Annotated in this window: 19 protein-coding genes; 11 read left to right on the plus strand and 8 right to left on the minus strand. The window is 39.4% G+C overall.

Annotation, left to right across the window (positions count from 1 at the left end; translation table 11 throughout):
• Window positions 1-15: 15 nt before the first annotated feature.
• The 3 genes from KJB35_RS01615 to KJB35_RS01625 are packed head-to-tail and all read right to left on the minus strand — an operon-like array spanning window position 16 to window position 2,057.
• Entirely contained in the window at window positions 16-438 is a 423-nt protein-coding gene (locus KJB35_RS01615) for a hypothetical protein (RefSeq protein ID WP_285469116.1), read from the minus strand.
• Window positions 426-644, minus strand: coding sequence for a hypothetical protein (locus KJB35_RS01620; protein ID WP_285469117.1), 219 nt, complete (start codon window positions 642-644; stop codon window positions 426-428). Before KJB35_RS01620 ends, KJB35_RS01615 begins: the two co-directional genes overlap by 13 nt.
• Window positions 645-689: 45 nt before the next feature.
• Complete coding sequence (locus tag KJB35_RS01625; RefSeq protein ID WP_285469118.1) at window positions 690-2,057, minus strand: hypothetical protein; 1,368 nt, start codon at window positions 2,055-2,057, stop codon at window positions 690-692.
• A gap of 166 nt (window positions 2,058-2,223) precedes the next feature.
• On the opposite strand from KJB35_RS01625, the gene KJB35_RS01630 reads away from it, so the two are divergent.
• Window positions 2,224-3,015 (plus strand): bifunctional 5,10-methylenetetrahydrofolate dehydrogenase/5,10-methenyltetrahydrofolate cyclohydrolase, encoded by a 792-nt coding sequence (locus tag KJB35_RS01630; protein WP_285469119.1) that lies wholly within the window; start codon window positions 2,224-2,226, stop codon window positions 3,013-3,015.
• 32 nt (window positions 3,016-3,047) lie between these two features.
• On the opposite strand, the gene KJB35_RS01635 is transcribed toward KJB35_RS01630, so the two are convergent.
• Window positions 3,048-3,641, minus strand: coding sequence for a hypothetical protein (locus KJB35_RS01635; RefSeq protein WP_285469120.1), 594 nt, complete (start codon window positions 3,639-3,641; stop codon window positions 3,048-3,050).
• Window positions 3,642-3,775: 134 nt separating this feature from the next.
• On the opposite strand from KJB35_RS01635, the gene KJB35_RS01640 reads away from it, so the two are divergent.
• Together KJB35_RS01640 and KJB35_RS01645 are read left to right on the plus strand one after the other, a co-directional pair.
• A complete protein-coding gene (locus KJB35_RS01640) occupies window positions 3,776-5,002 on the plus strand; it encodes a site-specific DNA-methyltransferase (protein ID WP_285469121.1) in 1,227 nt (408 codons plus the stop codon).
• A gap of 29 nt (window positions 5,003-5,031) precedes the next feature.
• Window positions 5,032-5,535 carry a hypothetical protein gene (locus KJB35_RS01645; protein WP_285469122.1) on the plus strand — a complete coding sequence of 168 codons (504 nt, stop codon included), beginning with the start codon at window positions 5,032-5,034 and terminating at the stop codon, window positions 5,533-5,535.
• Here KJB35_RS01645 and KJB35_RS01650 read toward each other — a convergent pair.
• On the minus strand, window positions 5,532-5,981 hold the full coding sequence (locus KJB35_RS01650) for a hypothetical protein (RefSeq protein ID WP_285469123.1): 450 nt from the start codon (window positions 5,979-5,981) through the stop codon (window positions 5,532-5,534). The genes KJB35_RS01645 and KJB35_RS01650 overlap by 4 nt on opposite strands.
• 109 nt (window positions 5,982-6,090) lie before the next feature.
• Between KJB35_RS01650 and KJB35_RS01655 the strand changes: the two genes are divergently transcribed.
• The 8 genes from KJB35_RS01655 (at window position 6,091) to KJB35_RS01690 (ending at window position 15,089) form a co-directional block, all read left to right on the plus strand.
• Window positions 6,091-6,687, plus strand: coding sequence for a murein L,D-transpeptidase catalytic domain family protein (locus KJB35_RS01655; protein ID WP_285469124.1), 597 nt, complete (start codon window positions 6,091-6,093; stop codon window positions 6,685-6,687).
• Between the two features lie 119 nt (window positions 6,688-6,806).
• Window positions 6,807-7,352, plus strand: a complete 546-nt coding sequence (locus KJB35_RS01660; protein ID WP_285469126.1) for a hypothetical protein — start codon at window positions 6,807-6,809, stop codon at window positions 7,350-7,352.
• An 89-nt stretch (window positions 7,353-7,441) separates the two neighbouring features.
• Complete coding sequence (locus KJB35_RS01665) at window positions 7,442-7,810, plus strand: hypothetical protein (RefSeq protein WP_285469127.1); 369 nt, start codon at window positions 7,442-7,444, stop codon at window positions 7,808-7,810.
• A gap of 106 nt (window positions 7,811-7,916) precedes the next feature.
• Window positions 7,917-12,899, plus strand: coding sequence for a hypothetical protein (locus KJB35_RS01670; RefSeq protein WP_285469128.1), 4,983 nt, complete (start codon window positions 7,917-7,919; stop codon window positions 12,897-12,899).
• The gene (locus tag KJB35_RS01675; RefSeq protein WP_285469129.1) at window positions 12,896-13,159 is read left to right on the plus strand and encodes a hypothetical protein; all 264 of its coding nucleotides are present in this window, start codon (window positions 12,896-12,898) and stop codon (window positions 13,157-13,159) included. Before KJB35_RS01670 ends, KJB35_RS01675 begins: the two co-directional genes overlap by 4 nt.
• Window positions 13,160-13,274: 115 nt before the next feature.
• A complete protein-coding gene (locus tag KJB35_RS01680; protein WP_285469130.1) occupies window positions 13,275-13,763 on the plus strand; it encodes a hypothetical protein in 489 nt (162 codons plus the stop codon).
• 83 nt (window positions 13,764-13,846) lie between these two features.
• Entirely contained in the window at window positions 13,847-14,533 is a 687-nt protein-coding gene (locus KJB35_RS01685; protein ID WP_285469131.1) for an AAA family ATPase, read from the plus strand.
• Window positions 14,526-15,089: a hypothetical protein gene (locus tag KJB35_RS01690; protein ID WP_285469132.1), complete on the plus strand. Its 564-nt coding sequence runs from the start codon at window positions 14,526-14,528 to the stop codon at window positions 15,087-15,089. Before KJB35_RS01685 ends, KJB35_RS01690 begins: the two co-directional genes overlap by 8 nt.
• Here KJB35_RS01690 and KJB35_RS01695 read toward each other — a convergent pair.
• The 3 genes from KJB35_RS01695 to KJB35_RS01705 all read right to left on the minus strand — a co-directional run bounded on the left by KJB35_RS01695 (window position 15,082) and on the right by KJB35_RS01705 (window position 18,305).
• Window positions 15,082-15,552 carry a hypothetical protein gene (locus KJB35_RS01695; RefSeq protein WP_285469133.1) on the minus strand — a complete coding sequence of 157 codons (471 nt, stop codon included), beginning with the start codon at window positions 15,550-15,552 and terminating at the stop codon, window positions 15,082-15,084. The two genes, KJB35_RS01690 and KJB35_RS01695, sit on opposite strands and share 8 nt — an antisense overlap.
• Before the next feature lie 75 nt (window positions 15,553-15,627).
• On the minus strand, window positions 15,628-17,004 hold the full coding sequence (locus KJB35_RS01700; protein WP_285469134.1) for a ParB N-terminal domain-containing protein: 1,377 nt from the start codon (window positions 17,002-17,004) through the stop codon (window positions 15,628-15,630).
• Window positions 17,004-18,305 carry a ParA family protein gene (locus tag KJB35_RS01705; RefSeq protein WP_285469135.1) on the minus strand — a complete coding sequence of 434 codons (1,302 nt, stop codon included), beginning with the start codon at window positions 18,303-18,305 and terminating at the stop codon, window positions 17,004-17,006. The genes KJB35_RS01700 and KJB35_RS01705 overlap by 1 nt, the downstream gene beginning before the upstream one ends.
• Window positions 18,306-18,337: the final 32 nt, after the last annotated feature.

An 18,337-nucleotide genomic window follows, 5' to 3' on the forward strand; every position in this document is an offset into this window, starting at 1 on the left:
TGACGCTGGTGGATGTTAATCGAGAATAGACTCGTTTTTATCATAAATGTTGTAACGGTGCATTTCGTGAAGCTTTCCGCTAGCGGCTAGTTCTGCGGTGTGCTCAAACATTTCGCATATTGACTCTTCAAGTTGTTCTAATCCGCCGCAATTGTATGCCAATGCTATCAAGTTGTGTTCCCAGCAAGCACTGTGAATTGCTAGATTGCAAACTTCATCGTAAGTCGGTTCATCCGGATCTCCGTTGAGCTCATCCATGCAGTAAACTTCAGTAAGTGGCCTTGTGATTGTTGGTTTTTCAAAGGAAACAAAGCTAGTTGTACGAGAAGATGCGTTAGAGTCCTTTGCAAACCAGCCGATGCTAATCTCAACACCTCTTTCTGGTGATTCACAATACTTAGTAATTACTTTGAATTTGTGTTTGTCTATTGCTGACATTTGATACCTCGGTTAAGCGCTTTTGTAGTATTTGATTTAAGCGCTTTAAATTCTGGAGAATTAATTATTGATTGGGCAGGGCACACAATGGTGCCCCTTCCGGTAACCTGTGCGCCTTCGACCTTTGAGTCATTAAAGGATTTCGCAACAGCAATAGCATCTTTTGACAGAAAAATGCTTTCAATTATTCTTATGATTTTTTTCATTCTAATATCAAGATGTTTTAAACAAAAAGGTGGTTAGGCACCGCGTTAATTAATATGAAGACCTTGAGACTCAAACCCTACCGTAACATTACTGAAGTTTTCAACGCTATTAGATAGTTTTTTATCGGCAAGGTAGATTGTCGCTCCAATATCATCGGACTCCATTACTAAGTGACTTAACTCTCCGCCTGCGAAAGAGATTACGACTCCACCTCTTTTGCCCACTCCTTCTGCAATTTTTCGCCATTTGATAGAGCAGTCAGGAATGACTACGATGTCGGACACTAATTGTTCTGTTGGTGAATTCATAAACTGAATAATGCCATTAAGATCGCTTTCTCTGTAAATAACCAAAGGAGTTAGTTCAATAAACTGCTCTTTGTGTTGGCTAGTTTTACAGCAATTCATTGCAACACTGTAAGCTTCCTTGTTTAGTTCACTGTACTTTTCGTAGAACAGTGAAGGATCAATTCCAGCGCTTAACACCCAATCGGTATGCGTTGGGTTGTCATTAATGGTTTTCCAATGCTGTGGAGACAATGGATTCCAATTCACGTCGGCAACCTTTCTTTGTGTGACAGTTGATGCCCATGCCAATAGAGGTTTTAATGCGACTTTGAATCCGGAAATAGTAACATATTCAGAGCCGTTCACATCCCAAACCTGTTTACCGAGTTCTACATAATCAGGTAAAACAGGCTTCTCTGGCTCTTTTGTGTTTGGTCTACTTTGCTCTCGTGTTGGAGCTCCACTCTTAGATGAAACAAGATCAAACCAGTACGAACGAGTCTCTCTCATATCATCAAGTGTGATAAGTCGAGAAAATGTATTCCCGTTTCCTACTAAGTTAAAGAAGTCTTTCTTTAACTTTTCTCTGTCCAACCATGGTGGGAGTTGATGAGAACTAGGAACTGTCCATACTCCGATAAACTTGTTTTCAAACCCCCCAGTTACTGGCTTGCTAATGTCATGGAATTGCTTGTCCACATAAAACTCCATTCGTGAATCAAGAACGGCTTCATCTGGCTTGTTGATTGTGGGTAGCTCATGACCATAAATGCCATAGGCATACTCTCCATCTTGAGGGTTTAATCCAACAATATGACATAGAGGCTTATAACACTGTCCACTTTCGATATAAAATTTTGAAAAGATTTGCTCTTGTTCAAATACAACTGCGTTGTACTCTTCATCGCTAGTTGACTCGAAAGCTGTTGTTCCATTTTCCTCAATTAATGTTCCGTTGCCAGAGAGAATTGCTTCAGCGTACTCATAATCTAGGCCAATAACAGAGTTCTTAAGGAGTTCATAGCCTTTTATCCAATGACCACATAGTACGAGGGAACGTGCCTGCTCTACAATTATTGATGGGTCTACGCTGAATGCTAATGACTTGATTTTTGTTTTATGCATTTTGATGCCCTTTAAAAATAAACTTCATGTATATTAGCATTACGAATGTACATATCAAATGTTTTTAAAAACAAATGATGTATTTTCGTGAACTTTGTTTGTTCACAATCAAATTGGAGCTTTGGACGATAGAATAATACTCTTTTCTTGATGTAAGGAGATGCGAATGAAAAACTTAATCGCCGGATTAGCTGAGCGAAAACTAAGCAAGGTTAAAGATAAAATTAAAAACTCAGGTATAAAACACAGCATCACAATTGTGAGTGTTGGGGATGATCCTGCAAGCCAGATTTATATTAAGAATAAAAAACTTAAGCTCGCAGAGGTTGGTATTGAGTGTAACCATGTTGAAATAGCCGCAGAAGAAGATAACAAAGGGCTCTTGCAAGAGATTGCTGACTCTAGTGAAACACCAATCTTTTTTCAGCTCCCTATTCCTGATGGATGGGTAGTTCCCGAATTACCCGCCAAAAGGGATGTCGATGCTTTTGGTCTAGAAGCGTTTGGGCTATTAATGCAAGGTTGTGAGCCTGTATTACCTTGTACTGTTCAGGCAGTTTTCGACATTGTTCATGAATACCGAGGTAAAGAAGGGGTCGCAGGTCTTAAGGTTGCTGTTATAGGCCGAAGCCCTATAGTTGGGAAGCCATTATCTGTAGCCCTCATAAATCGACAAGCAACAGTGACCGCTTTAAATTCTAAATCTAATTTGGATGAAGTTGATTGGCATTCATTTGACGTAGTTGTGGTGGCAACAGGTTACCACGGCGTTGTGTCTTCAAGCCAGTTTAGAAAGGGGCAGCTTATTATTGATGTCGGAATAAATCGTATCGATGGGGAAATTAAAGGCGATGTATTCCATGACAATGATAGCGAGGCGTCGATCACGCCTGTACCAAATGGTGTGGGGAAACTAACAGTCGCGAATCTCATTTCGAATATTGTTGAGCTTAGCTAACCAAAGTACTAAAGAAATGAGCGCTAACACGCTCATTTTGCCCCATTTTCTTCACTTTGAATATGCCACTGGTAAGGACTTTTGCTGGCTAAGAGCAGGCTAGTTGTCTTATAACCAGACGACACGGTTTCAACGCTCAGAACTCCTTCGGAAAGGAAAATCGGATAACAGTTAGAGCTAGGCGGCAACAACAGGTAACCTTCGGTTGATTCATTCCATCCGGAAACATCATCTTCAGAGAAGAAGGGAGTTGGTTCGCCGTATACTTGCTCAATAAGGCTAAGAATATTTGGTGAATTTAGAGCAACTGCCTTGAATCCTTTTACGAACTCAATGAAGCTAGAGACGTTTGGGAAGAGATTCAAGTCATCAACAGAAACACGTTCATTCGTATTCATTAAAAAGCCACTACCATCGCTTTCGATAGATAATAATCTGTCGCGTTTGTCATTTTGGTAAACATCTAGCAGCGGAAGTGCGGTAGACAGGTCATTAAGCAAAGTCGCAGATGGAGCGTGAGTGAAGTGTAGTTTCTCTCCAGTAAAAACGACTTGAATGGTCACGGATTCCAATTGTGGTGGTGCACTGATAAATTTAGAGGCATTCTGAATGCTCGGTAATGACATGCTTTGACCTTTTTTTGTAGTGAACTAATGGTTAATTGTTGCGTACATCCCAATATCAAGTCAACTGTTTTTAAAAACATTTGACGTAATAGTTCAGTGTTGGCAAAATACTCTCAGATTAATGAGAGGTAAACATGCAATTGTCATTATTAGAACAAGCTGTACTGGAAACTTACGCAGAAAGCGATGGCGCGGTCGACAATGAAACTGCGTATAACCTTATCGCTGATAAAATGAATTTAAGTGAAAAAGAACGCAACGAAGTTGCGCCTGTGGGCAAAACAAAGACCCTAAGAAATCTTTTTCATCGGTCTGTTCGCTGGTGTCAACAGAATTTAAAGGCAAAAAAATTATTGCTTAACCCTTCTCGCGGTAAGTGGGAAATTATCAAAGCGAAGAAAGATGAGTTACACGCAATTGAGCAAGGGAAATCGATCATTGCAATGTCGACCAGTTTGGGGGTTGCAATTTGCTCACGTAACGAAACAGTGTTTGGTGAAGGTTTGATTGATGAGCCTATTCATTTACTGATAACGTCTCCTCCTTATCCACTTCGTATTGCAAGAAACTACGGTAATGAAAACCAAAAAGAGTACGTCAATTGGCTAATGAAGATACTCAAGCCCATTGTAGAAAGGCTAGATGATGGCGGCTCTGTAGTGATTAACATTAGTAATGACATCTTTTTGGAAAAAATGCCTGCACGTTCATCATACTGGCATCGTTTGATTATCGAGCTTGAAGATCAACTCGGTTTGTACCTTATGGACACCGTTCCTTGGGAGTCAAATAAAATCCCTACACCAATTCAGTGGGCTTCTAAAACTCGCTATCAAATGAATGCGACATGGGAGCCTTGCATCTGGATGACCAACAATCCGTTGAAGTGTTATGCATCAAATCAAAGGGTGCTTCAGCCGCACACAGAGCAACATAAAAAACTCATGGCGTCAGGTGGCCTCAAAAAAAGCGCCGTGCATGGTGATGGGGCATACAGAAAGCCTGTGGGTGCCTTTGGCAATGTAACTGAAGGCAAAATTCAAAGAAACATCTTAAAGATTTCCAACTACTGCAAGTCAGGTAGAGAGGTTTCAAAATACGCAAAGGCACTAGGAATGAGCTCGCATGGAGCTAAGATGCCTCGTGCTCTATGTGATTTTTGGATTAAGTACTTAACTGAGCCTGATATGCTGGTTGTAGATCCTTTTTATGGCTCTGGGACAATGGGAGAATCGGCTCAACTTTTAGGTCGAAGATGGGTCGGTGTTGAGATGATATGGGAATACTTGAAACAGTCATTTGTTCGCTTTATTGACTTTGATGATACGTGGGTCAATCCGAAATTTGCAAACCTGTTCTAAAATCCTAATCTAGAAGCAAAGTTTCCGTTTTGCTTAATGAATATGTAATTCTTGATGTGGAGGCATCCGGCCTCCACCCTCTAAGTTATCCACTAGAAATTGCTTGGGTTTGTCTGGAAGGTAATAAATCAGATTCATTTCTAATTAATCCTGAATCAGCTTGCGATTGGAGTTATTGGTGCTCCAATGCAGAGTACGCGCTCCACAAAATCACTCGAAAGGAAGTTATCTTGAGTGGATTGCACATTAAAGAAGCGGCAAGAAGATTAAACAGTGCGCTTGAGGGGCGAACTGCCTTAACAGACGCAGTTGGTCATGATGAGTTTTGGTTAGATCAGCTTTTCTTCGAGGCAGCGGTCGAGCCAACATTCACGCTTTTAGACGTAAGAGATTACCTTGGTGCTAAAGACTTGGGTTTTGATGCTTATGATTGTTTTCTTGAGGAATTAAGGAAAACGGAAACTAAACATCGCGCTCTTTCAGACTCAATAAAGATACGCGATGCTGTTAAGGTTGCCTTGAAAGGAAATTAGATTTTTCTTTCAAGGAGTTTTTCGCTAAGTGAGTGAGCTGCAAGTAAAACAGTGGTAAGTGCTTCTATTTCATGAGTCTCAATAGGGATGGAATCACTTTCATCTTCCATGTCGTAAAGGGTTGTTAAGAATCTACCTAACTTGGGGTCAAAGTCAGCATAAACGCAATAGCTTATTGTACGCTGCTCGATTTTTGATTGAGAGAACGTAGGTAACCCATAGTCCAATCTCGTCATTTCTTTCTTTACGCTGTTTAATGTGCTCATTAAGCAGTTAGCTAAATCTTCCACTTCTTCTAGGTATACAGAAACGGAGTTACCTTTATCAAGGTCTATGTTAAATACGATTTGGATCGATTTAGATTTCTCAATATTTTGAGGTATGTAGACTTGTAAGTCTGCACTTCCCGCCACAGGTAAAAAAGAACCCATTGTTGAATTTCTCATTTCAAATCACACGTTGGAAAACTTTTGTTATTGTGCCACAAAAGTGAGTCTTAGCAATACTTTCATTTGTCTATAAACTGCGTTCTTACTAAGCTAACCAAAAAAGTAAATGAAGCTTATCCCTACTATCATTTGTCTATTTACTGTTCTTTTGTCGGGTTGTGCTGTTAGTGAGCAGACTATTGGGACTGAGATTTCGGACGTAGAAGGCTTTAATCATCGATTATTTGGTGAAGCTTTAGCAGAAATAGACTCGAAAGGTCTTAAGGGGCTTGAACGACTTGCACTTGTTGATTTTGGCAGTCCATCTGAAGAAGAAAGATTAAAGGTAATTGACCTTAGGACGAATCGCGTGCTTGCTAGTAGCTTAGTGGCTCATGCGAAAGAGTCAGGGTTTAGAGTTCCGTACAACTTCTCTAATGCTAAAGGTTCACACATGTCTTCCTTAGGGCTGTACTTAACAAATGAAACGTACATTGGTAAAAATGGGTACTCGCTAAGGATTTCAGGGATCTCTGAAGGTAGAAACACAAACGCAAGGGGACGATTTATTGTTGTACACGGGTCTAAGTATGCAAGTTACCAACACATAGTCGAGCATGGAATGTTGGGGCGATCTGAAGGTTGTTTCGCACTACCGTATGATAAGTACGTTCAAATTATTGATTTGATAAAGGGTAATTCAGCAATCTATGCAGGTAAATAGGTAAATTGTTTTTTAAAACCCATGATTTAAAAGAAAAATTCTATTTGTGTTAGTGAAAATTGACGCAGTATTGTAGTCTGTTATCATTATCATAATTGAGAAAATCAAAGGTTTTTAGAATGAAATTTTCCGAGTCACTATCTGCATTACTTGTTATTGATGATGTACCAGAATTCAATAAAGTTTTTGTGACTGTTTCTAATGATTTTGTTGAAATCTATTCACCAAGCCAAGAGAAGACTTACACGTGGGCTAGTGATTCTGGGGTGGCTGTCTCTGCATTTATTAACAAGTCTGATGACGATTTAATGAGTGGTGAGTTTGAGTTGCCAAGGTATATTGTCGACAAAGCTCGTCTGTCTAAGGTGATTGTGGGTGCCATTAATGAATTACGTGGTAAATATAGCTTAGAACAAGAGTTTGTAGATGCATTAATTGGGGTTAATTGGTCACGTTATGTAACTGAGGATATGAGGATTAAATGTCCATTTCTTATAGATATCGAAGACTTTAAAAAAACTAAGCTCGATCAACTAAATGTACCTCTTCATGAAAATCCAGAGTATATGGCTCTAAAAGATCTAGTAGGTGTTGTAAAAGTCGCCATTCAGACTTCTAGATATTGTCAGTGTGTTCAAGAATCGAGCGAACGGAATTCCTGTTGATAATTTAGTGAAAAATATGTGGCATCATAGCTAAAGAGTGTGTATTATCCGCGCCAACAAAATTTACAGATTTTACTAAGGTCTTTGCAATGGAACTGGATATCACTAAGTACAAAAAAATTCTTCAAGATCAAATTAAAGAAATTGAAGATGAGAGAAGCAAGCACGCTATTCAACTTCAGGAATTATCAAGCGAGGCTCTTGGAACCTCAGATATTGTAGACTGCGCACAAACCAATGAGCGCGAAACCATTTTGAACTCTCGCATCAACCAGTGCGCATCCAAGATTAAACTACGCGTTAAAGCTTTACAGCTTATCAGTGAAGGTGAATTTGGCTACTGCCAGTTGTGTGGCATAGATATTGATGAAGAGACTCTTACAAAGCATCCAGAGCGTGAAAACTGTATTTCTTGTATGCAACTCAAAGAGAAGCAAGGTAAGCACTACATCAAGTAGTGAAAGTCTTAACTAATCTCAAATGAAAGGGAGCCCGATTGGCTCCTTTTTTTATTGGAATTTTTATATGCGCCGTAGAATTTAATATAATTAAATTAAACGTTTCATGACTACTGAGTTAAGACAAGTTATCGTCGAAGATGTGAGAAGTAAGTTTGGTGATGACATGGTTGATCGCATCCTTAATAAGGATCTAATCAAATCTCTTGCAGACTTCTATCAAACAGAAGACAACTACCGCAAGCACTCTATGGGGCTCCCTCTCAATCCTACTGAATGGATTGAATCAATCAAACCAAACGCTACTGGAAACTTAACAAACCTCTTTCTATCGGTTTTAGAGAAAGATGAAGATATTGTTTTCGTTGTCGACAATGACAAGGAAGCAGAGGTTTCTAGGGTAGCTATCAATGCAATAAGTAAATTTTTGAATAATAATAACCGCAAGGTTACTGTTGTTCAAAAAGAGCCGACAGAAGATGCTTACAATACCATTAAAAAATGGGTTAAGTCCTACGGAAATGAATCAAAACCACTGAATGTTGTGGGGGTTGGGCTTGGTTTCAATAGCTCACTTAAAGACGTTGGTTTTGAAAACTTTGGTAACATTAAACAAGCTTTTATTGATTCAAAAGACGCGTCTTCAAGAGATGACTTGGTAACGTCTATTTCGACAAAAAATGGTGCTCACCAAGTTGGTCTGTCTCAAATTTTGTCTACCTGTTTCACTGATGCTATGCACAATGCAAATGAAGGTACGTTATCTGAAGAGTGGGGATACTCGTCTTTAGAAAAACAACTTCAAGAGCTTGTGTTTTGTGAACATCAATCCCCTACAATAAAAGCTCCAGCAAGCGCTCGTACTAGCGATCTAGAAAGCCTTACTAAATACACTGAGTTGCAATCAAACTACAACTTTCAAGAATCACTTGGGTGGGCAATTGGGCTTAAATACACTCTAGGGGCAGCTGGTGTTGACGACTTTCATAGAATGCTTACTGAATCCGGTGTGAACCCTAGTAAGTTCAATGATTATGTCACAGCTATCTTTGAATCGAATGTTTCGAGTAACGTAATTTACGACATCCTTGAGCAGGCCGAAAGAAGTGAGATTCCTCTTGATGACAAAGGTAAGCCAGCAAAATTTTCCGATGTGTACAGCGAAAGGATTATGGAGGTTGTTCCGGTTAACCTACAACAACTATCAAGTAAGAATGCTCTTAGGTCTCTAAGAGAGAAAATAATTACTCTTGAGACTAAACAGAACTTATCTGAAATAGAGTCTTCATCTCTCAAACAACTTAAGTCTTTATCATTTAAGTTGAGAGCTTCTGTTAAGGGACTTAAGGATACACTCCGTGAGTCCGATGCTGTTGATTTTATAAGAAGTGAGGACTCTGTAGTCGCTATTTGCAAATACAAACATGGTATCGAAAAGTATATTGATGAAGGGTTCCTTAACTCTCTCAACAAAAAACCTTTAGATGGTGTTTTATTATCCTATCCAGAAGTTAATGATGAAGCTAGTCGCATTCATCTGAAAATTCATAGCTCTAGTGATGTTAGGGATACCATGTTAGATGAGTCTATGCAGTTTAAAATGGGTGGCTTAGAGGTTACTCAACCATACAAAGCCTCCCCAAATGTGATACAGCTATCTTCGTATGTTAGGGGGCGCGGCGTAGATGATGACTCTGTTCGTAGGTTCGCTACATCGTTTAATTCCATAATTTCTAAAAATGTAGCAAAGCTAACGAAAAATGTAGACTCGGTGATCATTGCTGAACCTGACTCTTTAGGTCAAGCGCTTGAGTTACTAAATTATGTGGGTGCAGGGCATTCAAATTCAGTAGACCCAAATGTGAACTTGCGTATACCTAAGAAGATGCCTTTAAAGGTAACAGTTAAGGGTACTGGTGAGCAAAGGTTCATGACTATTGATGAAATCACTTCTATGGGAGTAGAGAATTTTTCTACATTTGAAGTCTTGTATACAGATCCAGATCCCTCTAAAAAGGCTTCTCCTAAGTCTCTGTTTGTAGATGAAAGGACGATTAGGGATATGGCTAATGATATTGGCAAAAAGAGATTCTATGGCCCGTTAAGGCTTGGGTATTCAACCAATGGTGTTAGCGGGAAGTTGCATATAAAAGGTTACGATCCTGCCTTTAGCATAAGATATAAGAAGGATGTGGTTCTAAAGCCGAATAAACAACGTCATCAAACTTCTGATAAGTTTTGGGCTGACATGAGAAAGGCAGGACAAGTGGAGCGTGGAGTTCCTGAGGTTTCTTTTAAGAATGTTAATGGGGTCGACCTCAACAAGCATGAAAACTTCGAAGTCTTTAAACGAAATGCTCTTGAGGTCATAGACCGAATGAATGGAGGGGTGCCGGATACTACTGGTGATGCGGCTTATTGGTGTGTGGATACAGAAACTACAGGTTTGTCAGCAGATGCCGATCTTCTTAACTTCGGTGCAGCTGGTTACAGTGTTGTGCCAGATTCAGGTGAAGAGATTGCTAAGACTATGATCGTTAAAAGTCTCACTGGTCAGCAATATGTTCTTAATGAGAACTCAGAACTTGAAGAGATAACAAGTAAAACTGAACTTGCAAATGTTAGCTCAGGGCATGTTATACGTGTTGGTGAATTCGGTTCACAGAGAATGTTTAGGTTCAACCCAAAGACTCTGACTAAGGTGAATAATGTAGCGTCAATTGATGGTGAGACTGCGATCGTAAACCGTGAGCTACAACTGGACTATATTTCTGCTTTGGTTAAAACGGATGAATTTACAAAAGTACCTACTGTCATAGAAGAACTTTCAGGCGTATCTACAGAACAAATTGAAAAATATGGAATTTCGATTTCTGAGTTAGAGAACATCTTCGACCGTGAAACCTCCCGATTTAAGTCAGGAAATGCATTTGCAATACACAACGCTCCATTTGATATTGGGGTTATGACTCGTCAGTCTAAGAAGATTTCAAATATATTGAACGATTCAAACAACATGGTGGTTGATACCAGAGTTATGGCTGGTGGTGATGAGCCTTTACTTTATAACGAACCTGAGATTCTACATTCAATAAAATCTACAGGAGCTGCACCCGTGGAAGCAAAATTTGCTGACCGAAGTGAACTGTTGAACTTTTTGAAAACAGCAAGCGCAGGTGATCGATTAGAGGGGGTTAAGGGGGCAATCGAAATCTCTAAGACTGGATTACTAAGTGTATTCCCTACGCATCAGTCGCCAAAAGGTAAAGGTTGTAAGGACTTTGATAAAAATGACCGTTCGACTGAATCTGTAATGAAGGTCATATCAGAAAGTAAGTCACTAACATTGCCTACCATAGGTGACCATAGGTTCGAGAATAAATCAAAACTGAAAACCTTCCTCACCCAAGCTGTAGATGGCAGCAAAATGTCAGATATGTTTGGTAGTGGCTACATTATGTTTGATAAAGGGGCGTTGCTATCCGTAAAAGCAGGTGTAGCCGCGTCCAGCAAAGTAATCGCTAATAGTGAAGAAGATCTTCTTTCAATGATATCAACAACTCAATTGAATAAGACAACGACTCGAACAAATATGGAAGCCCTAATGGGTTACCAAAAGGTTGTTGACCTCATTAAGTCGACAATGGATGTTAAGTTGATGTCGGTAGAAGAAATTTTGAAATTTGATGAGGATTTATCAGAACACGAACTAGCTGATCTTGCAGGGTTTGTTGAGGCGTTTGACTTGTCCAAGACGCCAGAGCGAAACCTTGAAAACTACAAGGCCACAAATGCACTTTATGTTGATGAATCACTGATGCTATCAATAGGAAGGGCTCATTCAGAAATGAATGCAGAGATAGTTTACGCTTATCAGAATAAATCATCTTTACTGAAAGCTTTGAAGGCTTTAGACAGTGAGCGTTCGCCATGCAATTTGGAGTTGGTGGAAGCAAAATCACATGAGATTGGCGTGGATGCCAATACTGTTATTTTGGCATCTAATATTCTAACTCGCGCAAAAAAAGGCAAATTGGCTTCAAGGGTGTTTAAAGACCAGAGCCACTGTAACGCGGAAAGGTACAATTCTGATGTTATGACCGAATTAATGGTTGCTACAAATATGGCTCATAACAAGTTAGGGAACAGCTTCTCAGTCGAAGAGTCATTAAAGAGAACAACTGATGCGGTTGCTAATGCGGCAATCACAGCTTCTGCCGCAGGATTAGCTCAAGTGACAAACATTGATGTAGTAACTCCAAGCAGTGCACCAATATTTACTGGCAATGTTCGTAAATCATCAATTGTCAGTGATAGTGCGCATGGTTTGAAAAAATCAATCTCTTCAGGCTCTACATACGACAAAGTTGTAGCTGATATTGAGACAGACCGTTTTAATAAGTTTGATACACCAAACAGCTACAGCAAGTTATACGAAGAACTACCTCTGGCTATAGCTGCCTTGAAAGTTGAATCAAACATGTTTGCTAAGAAGGCTTCAGGATTCATAGATATAGCTTACGATTCAGGTGTTATGGAGGTTGCGCTGGGAGCATGTTCTGACTTAAAAGAATCGGGTATCTCTATTAACGGTATAGGGCTAGGTGAGGAGTATAGATCGGTAGTAACTAATATCACGAACGAAATCCTCATGAAGGCGGAAAATGGAGAGTCTATAGATTTAGGGCATAGTTTGTTGACCTCTGTACCAAAGGAACAAGCTTTTAATGTGAAGAGAGATGTACTTAACAGGATCAACGGTTCAGTTGGTGCCGCAAGGTTACTCCCTGAAGAAAAAAGGGTTGAATTCGCAAAGGGTATTAGCAATTCAACTAAGGCTATTGGAGAGCTAACTGATATAACTGGAGACTTGTACAATTCACTCAGAGACTGTGATGATGTACTGGTTGCAAAAGGAAATCCGTTGTCCTCACGAGAGCAATCTGTCTTAACGGAGGCAATTTTTAAAACTCCGTATGTAAGAAGTAAACTGTCACTATTGAATACTGATGAGATAAACAGTATTCGAGAGAGAGTAGAAAACAAATACAAAGAGCAGCAGATGAATGCTATGAGGTTTACATTATGATGGTGAAGGGCAGAAAGTTCAGGCTATATAAACGAGGATACCCAGATAACTTCGAATTATGGTTTAGTTTTGATAAAGCAGCAGAGTTTGAGGGTAGGCATTTTCCTACCCATAACGAGGCGCACCTCGAAATGATAAGGCTTTGTGAGGAAGCTGGAACTCATGATGACCCCAATTTCGTATCTGGCCGTCCATTGGTTGTTTCAGAGGAAGAGTATGTTGAGCTAATGGGTGAAGACACTGCATTTAGTTGGTACTAGACTTTGAGAATCTTAAAAAAGCCAAGCGTTAGTGCTTGGCTTTTTTGTTTTTAAAAACACTTGCGAGCCAATGTTAAATTTGGCAAGATGGAAAATATCAAAATATGAGGTGAACATGTACATTAGGCTTCAATATCAAGTATCAAACACTCCATCGCAAAGAAAACTATGGTTAGGTGGTGTGGATATTGCTACGGTAAAATCACTTATGCGAGGTAAGTCCATTAAAGCAGAAAATGCGAATGGAGGAGTTTTGTTGAGTTACACATCTCCAATAACTTACGACTACATATCAATACCTAAAGATGAGTTTTTTGCACTGGTCGGAAATGAAGTTTTTGAAGGGGTGTGTAGAAAACTAGAACGCCATGAATTAATGAATATTTTTTCTTTAGCTTTGAAGGAGTCTAATAAATCTAATGCGCGACCATTTATGCATGAGTTGGTTAACTTCTCAAGGATTTACAATCAGAGCGATGAAAAACATGAGTTGTTCCTTACTGAAGAAACCTCTGAATTGAATGAGGGGGTTGCTGTGTATGCTTTGTTGGGGCGGTTACAGAAGAAAGTAAGTGGCATTTCATGTAATCGCCTTGAGTTTTGATGCAACAACAATAATTGTAATTTAGTTTGAATGTGATGTTTCAAAATCCTAAGTTTAAGCAAATTATCTTAGGAGTTGGAACAATGAAGGCGTTAACAATTGCTGTAACAAGTCAGAAAGGTGGTGTAGGAAAGTCTACGCTGGTTGCAAATTTGGCAGTACTTTTTTCTGAGGCAGGTAAAAAGGTATTGCTCGTGGACAGTGATCCGCAACTAACAACATATTATTGGCATCAAGAGAGATCAGAGAACAATCCAGATGATAACTTAACATGTATTCAGCTAACTGGGGATGTTCGTTCTTCAATTGAAAATTTGAAATCAAACTTTGATATTGTTCTCATAGATACGATCGGTTCAGCCAAGATTAAGTCAACAATATCCTCATTGATGTGTGCTGATGTCGCCTTGAGTCCAATACGACCAAAGCGTAGAGATCTAGCAACATTGGAAGATCTGGATGACCTGATTCACGACAATGTCATGCCGATTAATTACAATCTTAAAACCTACTTCGTGATCTCTCAATGCCCTTCGCTCCCGAGTCAGTACAACCGAATTCTTGCAGCAAAAAAAGCAGTACAGGAATTCGATTTTGAATCACTCGACTCTCTTATCTTTACGAGAAACTGTTATGACGATTCAGAGGAAAATGGGCAAAGCGTTGTCGAATCCTCTGACGTGAAAGCTAGGACTGAAATGAAACAACTTTTCAAGGAATTGTGCTTGAAAGTTAGTATCGATGTAGATTTTGGTGACCTACATGAGTGATAACGTTTTAACAATAAAGAGAAGGCGAAAAAAATCTGGTGAAACACCTTCTCATAAAGACACAGCTACCATTCTTAATAGTGCTCTAGATGGATCTGACTACAAAAAATCAAATGGTGATTTTACCAAACCAAAATCTAGAAGCGTTACCTTTGATTTGAATGCCAATAGATTATTAAATCATTTATCTGAAAGAGTAGGAGAGGGCAACACGACTTTATGTAGAGTTGCTTTATTGATGTTGCGGGAATCATCAAGAGATACGGTAATTGAGGCTCTTAAAAAGACTGTTGTGGTTAAAGGGATGGCAGCAAAGAAAGGGCTCACTCCAGCTGAACATAAAGAGTCTATGGGCTACCCTGCTAATCGAACGTTAGGCATGACACCGTTTGACAACATGCTTTTAAAGCAGCTTGACAAAGAATATGTTAGTGACGTTTCTCATCTGTACAGAGCTGGTCTTTGGATTGTAGCTGGTATGGATAAGGCAGCAATATCGCCGTTGGTTGATAAAGTGCCTAAGACAAAACGGGGTGCTCCAAAGCGCATTAATTGATTTTCATAAAATCTTGATAAGCAGAGTTGGTTCCGTGAATAAATGCTCTGCTCTCTTTGCTGTATGGAATCATAATGATTCTCGACTTTGAAAAGTCTGCCCAAGGCTTTTCAATATATGAGTCAAAAATCCTACATAACAAAACATAAGACATGTCTTCATTGTCTATAGATTTTTCATCGATGTATAATGATGTGATACCATAAAAGTATCCTGTTAAATACTCTAATGCTTTCGCATTTCCTATTTTAACTCTTTGGGTTGGCAATCCAATTGAGTTTATTTTATCGAATATATTGTCAAGATGTTTATTTAAAGAATGCTTATCCACTCTATTGAATGCGCTAGCTTCTTCATTAATTGCGCGTTTCAAATCCAATTTAAATTTAGTCGCAAGTTTTGCGATATATAAAACAGATACAATAATGAAGGATATGGTAACTGATGAAATAGTTAGCATCATACTTTTTAGTGATAGTAGCAAATTACTAGATAAAAGAAAGCCCCTTTAAACGGGGCTTTCTTGGTTGAATAAAATTTATTTATTTAACCCGTTCTCTTCAATAAACGTCTCTAGGAATTTCGCAAACTTAGCTTGATGTTCCGGATTATCGAGCTTTACAGTTGCATGATATGGTTCGCCTTCAGTAATTTTAGATTGACGTACGAAGTTTTTTGATTTCGTATTCTTACCGACAACAAAATCATATTTTGGCGTAGTTCTTTCTTTTACTGACTTAGGCTCACTGCTGAACAATTCAGATTCAACGTATTTAAGAGCCGAATTGTGGAAACCATCTTCCCATTCGCTGCTGTCATCAGATAGCTTGGCCTTGTATTTGCTAATGAGTTCAGCAACATAACGACTTGTAGCGCCGATAGCTTCTGCTTTAGATTCCTCATGTGGAAGCAAGTCGCTTTCCATGATTCTCTTTAATAAAGGCATTAACTTTGTTTGGCACCAGTTTTGAGTACAAAACTCTAGCTTAGGAAAGTCATTGTAAAAGTTAGGGTCTACACATCCATGATCTACGTAGTTGTAAGCGTGTGACTTACCGTATTTAGTCTGTGTTTTCGCATACTCGTTAACGCTCAGCTTTCCGTCTTTCTTTTCTTTTGCTGCAAAATAGCGATTCGCGAATCGAGTTGCTGATTCAGGGTAGCTTAGCTTATCCTGAGACTCGAAGATCTCCGCTAGGAACTCAATTTGCTCATCTGTAAGATCTTCGGTCGTAACAAACATTCGGAACTTACGTTTGGCAATTTTACAACCCATTCGACGGCGGGAACCATCAAGAACTGATGCTTTCTCTTTCCCTTCGGGTAAGTAGGCAAAAGCGGGTTGAGACTGACCAACCTTTTTAATTAGTGACGCGAGGTGTTCTACACGCTTAACTTGACCCTGAAAACGACTGTTATGGACGTCAACAATTTCCGTTTTCTCGTCGATTTCATCTGGTTCGACTTCAACGTACTCGAAAACGCGAGGCTCATCCTCGTTTGGTAGTTGAATAGGCCAATACAGTTTGCCATCCCCTTCGCTTACCGTTTTATTGATTTCCTCAGCTAGTTCCTCTGAGTTTGGCTTGTTGCCTTCAGCGTAAGTAGAAATGGTCTGTCCCTTGATCTTCGCGTCTGCACGAGCTTGGAGTTCGTGAATTAGGGCTTCAAGTTCAGGGTTGCCGTTATTGCTGGTGATTTTGTCGATTGCACCATGAAATAGCCTTTGATAATCAGGTTGTGGATTGGCCTGTTTAATTAGAAAATCAAAAACCTTATGAGCTCTCTTTGCATCTTTTCGTTCAGCAAGAATGGTCTTGATGAATTCCAATTCTTCAGGTGTCGCCTCTTTAAGGTAGAGCCCACACTTTTGAGACATGATTGAAGTGGTCATTTGACCTTGGCGGACGTTCATTATAAACGACCCTCCCATTGTTCTTTAACTGAGGTTAGAATGCGTTCAAAAACGGAGCCCCATTCCAGAAGAAGGGTCTCTTTTACTTGATACGCTTTGTTTTCGTTGCTGCTAGAGTCTAGCTCAAACACTGTTTTGTATTCATCAGTTAGATGTCTGTAAGCTACTTTGTCACTAACTGTATGTGTATGGAAGTAGTCTCCAAAAACATAGCGTAATCGAGCTGCGACCTCTTCAGTCATATCAGAGCTACGACTTTTAATCATAAAGGCGTGTAGTGACTTTAGTTTCTTTTCTGGGTTGATTAACGGGAACTTGTCGCGGTAACACTCTTCAACAGAGTGAATAAAATCATCTGTACTGTCAAAGTCCATTCTGTGAGGTGGACATGGTACAACAAGGTGATCTGAAGCGTAGATAGCTGAGTGTGTCACAATTGAGTTAACTGGGGCGGTATCAATAATGATTACGTCATAGTCGTCCTTAATAAGCTCGATAAACTCTTCACTAAGAATGCTATAAACGTTCATTAAGCCGTATTTTTCAGCGAGTCTGTCAAACGTGTCTTCGACTGGGTTTGTGTTCATAACATTTAAAGAGGCATCGAGTCGGTTGTCATCAGAAAATGCAATAGTGTAGTGCATGTTCGGAATTTTAGACTGACGAATGATATTCTCTTTGAGGAATGTAACTCTCTCTTCATTACTCTTAATTAAATGCTCATAGTCACCCATTAAATATTTAGGTAGAGAGTATTCTTGGAACATAGATACTTGTCGCCCATCACAAAATGAATGAACGCCACCTTGCGGGTCTAAGTCAATAATTAACGTGCGAGTTCGTTTGAAATCTTTAATTGAGAATTGAGCGCCTAGATGTACAACAGTTGTTGTTTTACCAACGCCACCTTTTTGGTTTGCTACAGAGATAATAGCAGGTGCACTATTATTTTTGTTAAACGGTTTTGGCAGCTTATCGTAATTTGGCTGAAGTTTAGGATATTTATCTTTAAATTCTTTGATTAAATCTTGTAGCTTATAGATCTCTTCTAAAGAATAAACATATTTATCAGAAAGAATGTTCTTCTCACCAATTAATAATTCCTCACCATATTCGGCTTCATAATATTTTTGAATTAGGTTCTCGACGCGGGTAAATCCGTTAGTGCCAGCAGCTCCTAGAGCAGGTGCAGCTTCTGCACGTGTGTATTTGCGGAACTGGTGGATTTCTCCGTTGTACATATCATCATCACTTTGACGTGTTTCGTCGAAGCGATTAACGACTCCTGATAAGTCTACCATTCTCTTTTCCTTAATAGGTTATAAACGCACCA

It is taken from the genome of Vibrio sp. D431a (assembly GCF_030248655.1).
Taxonomy (GTDB): domain Bacteria; phylum Pseudomonadota; class Gammaproteobacteria; order Enterobacterales; family Vibrionaceae; genus Vibrio; species Vibrio alginolyticus.